This window comes from Devosia insulae DS-56, from assembly GCF_000970465.2.
GTDB classification, from domain to species: Bacteria; Pseudomonadota; Alphaproteobacteria; order Rhizobiales; family Devosiaceae; genus Devosia_A; species Devosia_A insulae.
The window spans coordinates 1-5558 of the sequence record NZ_LAJE02000019.1; the positions used below are offsets into that span (position 1 = coordinate 1).

The window sequence follows — 5558 nt, forward strand, 5'->3', positions numbered from 1 at the left end:
ACCGATCGGCCACTGAGGTCCGGCCCTTCCAGCGCCGCACCGTGCTCTCATTGACGCCCAGCTCGACAGCCAGGTCCGCGACGCTCGCCGTGCTGGCCTGAATGTAGGCCCGCGTCTTCGGCGTCGTCGTCGCATTGGCGTGCAACTTCAGATCCATCCTAAGCGCTCCCTGACAAAGGCAACGCCTCGTTCTACACCGAGTCCATCACGCCAATCCGCCGGAACAGTACACGAAAGCGGGGAACTCCGTTTGCGATGGCGCAAAGGCCAAGAAAACAGAGGTTCCCGCTTTCGCGGGAATGACGCCGGTGCTTCGGCGACAACGTGGTCAGAGGTCGTGGAGGCAGTGGCTGCCACCACCACCCCCACAAACGGTTCCGGGCCGCCTTGGGGGACGGCCCGGGGTTGGCTGGAGCAGCGGCAAAGGGAGAAGGACGCCGCTCCGGCCAGTTCTTACCAGAGCGCGATCAGCTCAGGCGGGTTGGCGGTCTCGCCCCACCACTTCTTGTAGTTCGCCGCGTAGGCGCCCGACTGGATGTAATCGGACACGAACATGTCGAGCCAGCGCACGAATTCCGGATCGCCCTTGGCCACGGCAATGCTGATCGGGTCGTTCGAGTAGAGGCCCGGGATGGTCACGAGGCTCGGGTTCTTGGTGGCGAGGTAGTCGAGCAGCGACGAATCTTCGATCGCCGCGTCGACGCGCTTTTGCTGCAGCTGCAGCACGCCATCAGGCGCGAACTGGTCGACATAGACCAGCTCGGCAGTCGGCACGGCGGTCTTGATGAACGTCTCGCCGGTGGTGCCACGGCCGACCACGATCTTCTTGCCAGCGAGGCCGGCGAGGTCGGTGATGCCCGAGTCAGCCTGGACGATGACGCGCAGGCCGGCGCGGTTGTAGGGAATGGTGAAGTTCACCGACTTGGCGCGCTCGAGCGTCGCCGAGGTATTGGCGACCACGATGTCGAGCTGGCCCGAGACCAGCATCGAGATGCGGGCGTCACCCGACACGTCGGTGAATTCCACCGGCACGCCGAGCTTGGTGGCGATCATGTTGGCGACGTCGACGTCGTAGCCGACCGGGTTGTTCTGGTCGTCGCGGAAGCCGATCGGCTCGCCGCCGAGCGACACGCCGATGCGCACGACGTTGCGGCCACGGATGTCGTCGAGCATACCGGCAAAGGCCGGGACGGCCGTGGTGGCGACGAGCGCCAGCGCGGCAATTGCAGTCAGAATACGCTTCATGGGTTGGTTCCTCTCCTTGTCAGATAGTCTTCGCTGCGCGGAGTTCTGCTTCCGGCATCGCTCCGTCCCAGAGCCAGTAGCGGATCTCGCCCTGGCACCTGAAGTTCACCACCTCGTGGTTGCCCTTGGCGTCGACGGCGTGGATCACCACTCCGCCAAGGAACCCGTCGGTGAGTTCGTTGAGCTCGTCGACCGCGAGTTTGACCGCATCGCTGAGCGAGTAACCGAGCTTCATGGCGAGGACGATGGTGCGGCTGGTGGCGCAGCGCATCGTCATCTCGCCGGTATGGGTGCAGGCCGCGGCGCCGTAGCGGCTGTCGGCATAAAAGCCGGCGCCGGGGATCGGGCTGTCGCCGAGCCGGCCCGGATATTTCCAGGCCCAGCCCGAGGTCGAGGTCGCGGCGTGGATGCCGCGCGAGGGGTCGGCGCTGAGATAGACCGTGGTGTCGCGCACCCGCTCCGGGTCGGTGATGGTCTTGAGCAGCGGCGCCAGTGGCGTATTCGGGAATGCCGCCTTCTGCTCCGGTGTCATTTCCTGTTCGAGCCGCTCCCACCAGACGCGTTTACTATCCTCGAGCAGCACGTCGTCGACGGAGAAACCGGTTTCAGTGGCAAAGCGACGAGCACCCGCGCCGGTCAGCATGACATGTGGCAGCTGCTTCATCACCTCGTGGGCGAGCCGGGCCACCGGGATGGTGTCGGGCACCGCACCGACGCTGCCGACGGCGCGCGTCGTGCCATCCATCACCGCGGCATCGCATTCCATCACGCCCAGCATATTGGGCCAGCCGCCATGGCCGACGCTGCGCACCTTGGTCTCGGCTTCGACCTTCGAAATGCCGGCGACCATGGCCGTCAGGCTGTCGGTGGTACCCGAGCGCAGCATCTCGACGGTCGTCGCGATGCCGGGCCAGCCTTCCGCATTGGCGATGAACAACATGGTGGTCAGTCTTTCCGCATCTTGGAGAGAAACTGCGCGACGCGCGGCTGTGCGAGGCCGCCATCGGCTGCGAAGAACTTTTCGGTCGGCAGGTCGACCAGCAGCACGCCTTTCTCGAGAAAGACGATACGGTTCGAAATCTGCCGCGCGAACTCGATCTCGTGCGTGACGAACACCATGGTGGTGCCGTCCTTGGCGAGCTTGGCGAGGATATCGAGCACTTCCGAGGTCATCTCGGGGTCGAGCGCGCTGGTGACTTCGTCGAGCAAGAGGTAGCGCGGCTTCATCGCCAGGGCGCGGCAGATGCCGACGCGCTGCCGCTGCCCGCCCGAGAGCTGCGCCGGATAGGCATCGGCGCGATCGCCCAGGCCCACCTGGGTGAGCAGCGCCCGGCCTTCGGCCTCGGCCTCCGCCTTGGGCCGCTTCAGCACCTCGATCGGCGCCAGCGTGATGTTCTGCAGCGCCGTCATGTGCGGGTAGAGGTTGAACAGCTGGAACACCGTGCCGCTGCGCTTGCGCGCCTCGGCCAGCTCCTTGGGCTTGCTCACATCGAAATCATCGACCGTGATCTTGCCGGCATTGAGCTTTTCGAGCCCGTTGATGCAGCGGATCAGCGTCGACTTGCCCGAGCCCGACGAGCCCAGGATCGACACCACTTCGCCAGGGTTCACCGTGAGGTTCACCCCGTCGAGGACGGTGACCGGGCCGAAGGCCTTCTTGACGTTTTCGACTTTCAGCATGCTTCAGAGGCCCCGGAAGGCGCTGTGCGCCCGCAGACGTTTTTCGGCCCAGGCGCCCAGCGAGGCGACCGCCTTGGCGGCGAGATAGTAGAGGATGCCGACCGCGGTCCACACGATGAACGGCTTCAGCGTCCTGAGGTTGAGTGTGGCGCCGATCTTGGCGAGGTCGAGCACGCCGATCACCGAGATCAGCGAGGTGACCTGCAGCTGGTTGACCAGGAGCGCCGTCAGCGGCCCGATCGAAAAGGCGGCGGCCTGCGGCGCAATCACGTGGCGCAGCACCTGCCAGCGGCTGAGCCCGAACACCCGCGCCGCTTCGACCTGGTCGCGGCCGATCGATTCGATCGACGACACCGCGATGACGTAGACGAAGGCCGCGGTATTGGCCGAGAGCGTCACGATCGCTGCCTGCACCGGCGTCACGTTGACGTGGAAGAACGCCGGAAAACCGAAGAACACCAGGAACAGCTGCACCAGCACCGGGGAGTTCTTCAGGATCTCGGAGACGAAGGTGACGAGCTGCATCAGCACGGGGATGCGGTAGAACCGCACGACGCCCCACAGCACGCCGACCAGGAGCCCGATCAGTGAGGTGATGAGGAACAGCCCCACAGTGACCCCGAGGCCCTGCAGCAGCAGCACGATGTCATAAGGGGTGAACTCGGCGAAACGCATCAGCTCACCTGTTCCTGGAGGTCGCGGTTGAGGCGGCGGTGGAGCAGGGTGATGCCGAGCGACACCAGGTAAGTCAGCGCCGCATAGACCACCAGCAGCACCACATAGACCTCGAACGGCCGGAAGGTATCGGAGGCGACGATCTTGGCCTGTCCGGTCAGCTCGTTGAGCGTGATGGTCGAAAGGATCGACGAGGTGAGGATCATGTTGATCAGCACCGAGCCAAGCGGCCGCACTGAGGTGCGCAAGGCGATCGGCAAGACGATCCGGGTGAAGGTGACGCGCTTCGAAAGCCCGCTGACCTCGGCCGCTTCGAGGATGCCGTTATCGATGGCGAGGATGCCGGCGCGGATCGCATCGGACGCATAGGCGCCGCCGGCGATCGACAGCGCCACCACCCCGGTGGTGAAGGCGTCGATATAGATGCCGATCTCGGGCAGCCCGTAATAGAAGAAGAACAGCTGCACGATGAACGGGATGTTGCGGAACAGGTCGACATAGAGGAAGGCCAGCCGGCTGATCCACTTGCTCGACGAGGTGCGCGCAATGGCGACCAGCATGCCGAGGATGACGCTGCCGATGAGCGCCAGGGCGCACGCCTCCAGCGTCAATAGCGCCCCCTCGGCCAGGAAGCCGAGATGCGGAATGAGAATGGTGAGATCGAGCCGCACGTGCCCTCCCGCCGAGTGAAACCGGTTTCACTCTATGTGACAGTTTGGCAAAGTCAAGCAGGGCCTGCGACCTATCCAGCTGCTGTTTGGCCGGTTCGGAAGCGCACACACGCCGCCGTGATCGGCATTGGATGGGAAGTGTGACCGCAATGCACTCGACAAGTGACCTCGCTTTTTGCTGGTAGACACCTTGATATTGCCACTCTTGTTGCGAGACCCGTTTTGACCACCCGTCGTCTGTTCCTGATCGGGGGCGCCGCTCTGGCGCTCAGTGCCTGTTCCTCCACCGGCAAGCGCGATCTGAGCGCGCGGACCAATGTGATTCAGGTCGATGAGCCGTGGGCCAGCTACTACTCGATGCAGACCAGCGAGCCATTCCCGGTTCCGGGCATCGATATCCGCAAGATCCCGCAGCAGTACTGGCGCCAGGAAGTCGACTATGCCGGCAACGAGAAGCCGGGCACCATCGTCGTCAACACCTCCGAGCGCTTCCTCTACCTGGTGCAGCCGGGCGGCCGCGCCATGCGCTACGGCGTCGGCGTCGGGCGCGAGGAGGGGCTCAACTTCCGCGGCTCGGCGGTGATCGCCCGCAAGGCCGAGTGGCCGCGCTGGACCCCCACGGCCAACATGATCAAGACCCAGCCGGAAAAGTACGGGCCCGTCGCCGCCGGTCTCGAGCCGGGGCTCAAGAACCCGCTCGGCCCACGCGCCCTCTATCTCTACCGCAACGGCAAGGACACGCATTTCCGTCTGCACGGCACGCTCGAGCCCTACACCATCGGCCAGTCGGTTTCGTCGGGCTGCATCCGCCTGATCAACCAGGACATCATCGATCTCTACAGCCGCGTCCCCACCGGCACCCGAGTGATCGTCACCGGGTGAGCTCTTTCTTAATCCTCCCCCGCGTGGCGGGGGAGGGGCTTCGAACCGTGCCGAAGGCAAAATCGCTCCAGTGGAGCGATTTTAGGAGAGAAGGCCTTGAGAGCCATGCTCGAACGGCCCAGCGAAGCTGGTGGAGGGGGCGGCTAGACCGTCAGTCGCACGTCGCGTTCGCTCCGATTGCACCATCGCTTGCCACATCCACGGAGTCATTCCCGCGAAAGCGGGAACCTCTGTTTTCTTGGCCTCAGGCACCATCGCAAACGGAGGTCCCCGCTTTCGTGTTGTGTCCCGTGAGGTTGGCGAGGGCCTCGGCTGGTGCCTTGTAGTCGAGGCACCTGAGGCGGGTTTTGTTGTAGCTATCGACGAAAGCGTAGAGGAAGGCGTCGCGCTGGACATGCGAGGCGA

The 5558-nt window shown here is 64.5% G+C and carries 7 protein-coding genes; 1 reads left to right on the top strand and 6 read right to left on the bottom strand.

What is annotated here, in order from left to right:
• The 6 genes from VW23_RS29745 to VW23_RS00670 all read right to left on the bottom strand — a co-directional run.
• Positions 1 to 157, bottom strand: a 157-nt coding sequence (locus VW23_RS29745; protein ID WP_425285189.1) for a phage terminase small subunit-related protein, incomplete at its 3' end; no start/stop codon positions are given.
• A 296-nt stretch (positions 158 to 453) separates the two neighbouring features.
• A complete protein-coding gene (locus VW23_RS00650; protein ID WP_069907674.1) occupies positions 454 to 1245 on the bottom strand; it encodes a transporter substrate-binding domain-containing protein in 792 nt (263 codons plus the stop codon).
• A gap of 19 nt (positions 1246 to 1264) precedes the next feature.
• Positions 1265 to 2185, bottom strand: coding sequence for an isoaspartyl peptidase/L-asparaginase (locus VW23_RS00655; RefSeq protein WP_069907675.1), 921 nt, complete (start codon positions 2183 to 2185; stop codon positions 1265 to 1267).
• Between the two features lie 5 nt (positions 2186 to 2190).
• Positions 2191 to 2925, bottom strand: coding sequence for an amino acid ABC transporter ATP-binding protein (locus VW23_RS00660; RefSeq protein ID WP_069907676.1), 735 nt, complete (start codon positions 2923 to 2925; stop codon positions 2191 to 2193).
• 3 nt (positions 2926 to 2928) lie between these two features.
• On the bottom strand, positions 2929 to 3600 hold the full coding sequence (locus VW23_RS00665; protein ID WP_069907677.1) for an amino acid ABC transporter permease: 672 nt from the start codon (positions 3598 to 3600) through the stop codon (positions 2929 to 2931).
• Entirely contained in the window at positions 3600 to 4271 is a 672-nt protein-coding gene (locus VW23_RS00670; RefSeq protein ID WP_069907678.1) for an amino acid ABC transporter permease, read from the bottom strand. The genes VW23_RS00665 and VW23_RS00670 overlap by 1 nt, the downstream gene beginning before the upstream one ends.
• Positions 4272 to 4493: 222 nt before the next feature.
• On the opposite strand from VW23_RS00670, the gene VW23_RS00675 reads away from it, so the two are divergent.
• Positions 4494 to 5153 carry a L,D-transpeptidase gene (locus VW23_RS00675; RefSeq protein WP_084645395.1) on the top strand — a complete coding sequence of 220 codons (660 nt, stop codon included), beginning with the start codon at positions 4494 to 4496 and terminating at the stop codon, positions 5151 to 5153.
• Positions 5154 to 5558: the final 405 nt, after the last annotated feature.

Excerpts from the sequence above, each read along its gene's own strand:
- VW23_RS00650 (WP_069907674.1), bottom strand. The coding sequence starts at position 1,245 with ATGAAGCGTATTCTGACTGCAATTGCCGCGCTGGCGCTCGTCGCCACC.
- VW23_RS00655 (WP_069907675.1), bottom strand. The coding sequence starts at position 2,185 with ATGTTGTTCATCGCCAATGCGGAAGGCTGGCCCGGCATCGCGACGACC.
- VW23_RS00660 (WP_069907676.1), bottom strand. The coding sequence starts at position 2,925 with ATGCTGAAAGTCGAAAACGTCAAGAAGGCCTTCGGCCCGGTCACCGTC.
- VW23_RS00665 (WP_069907677.1), bottom strand. The coding sequence starts at position 3,600 with ATGCGTTTCGCCGAGTTCACCCCTTATGACATCGTGCTGCTGCTGCAG.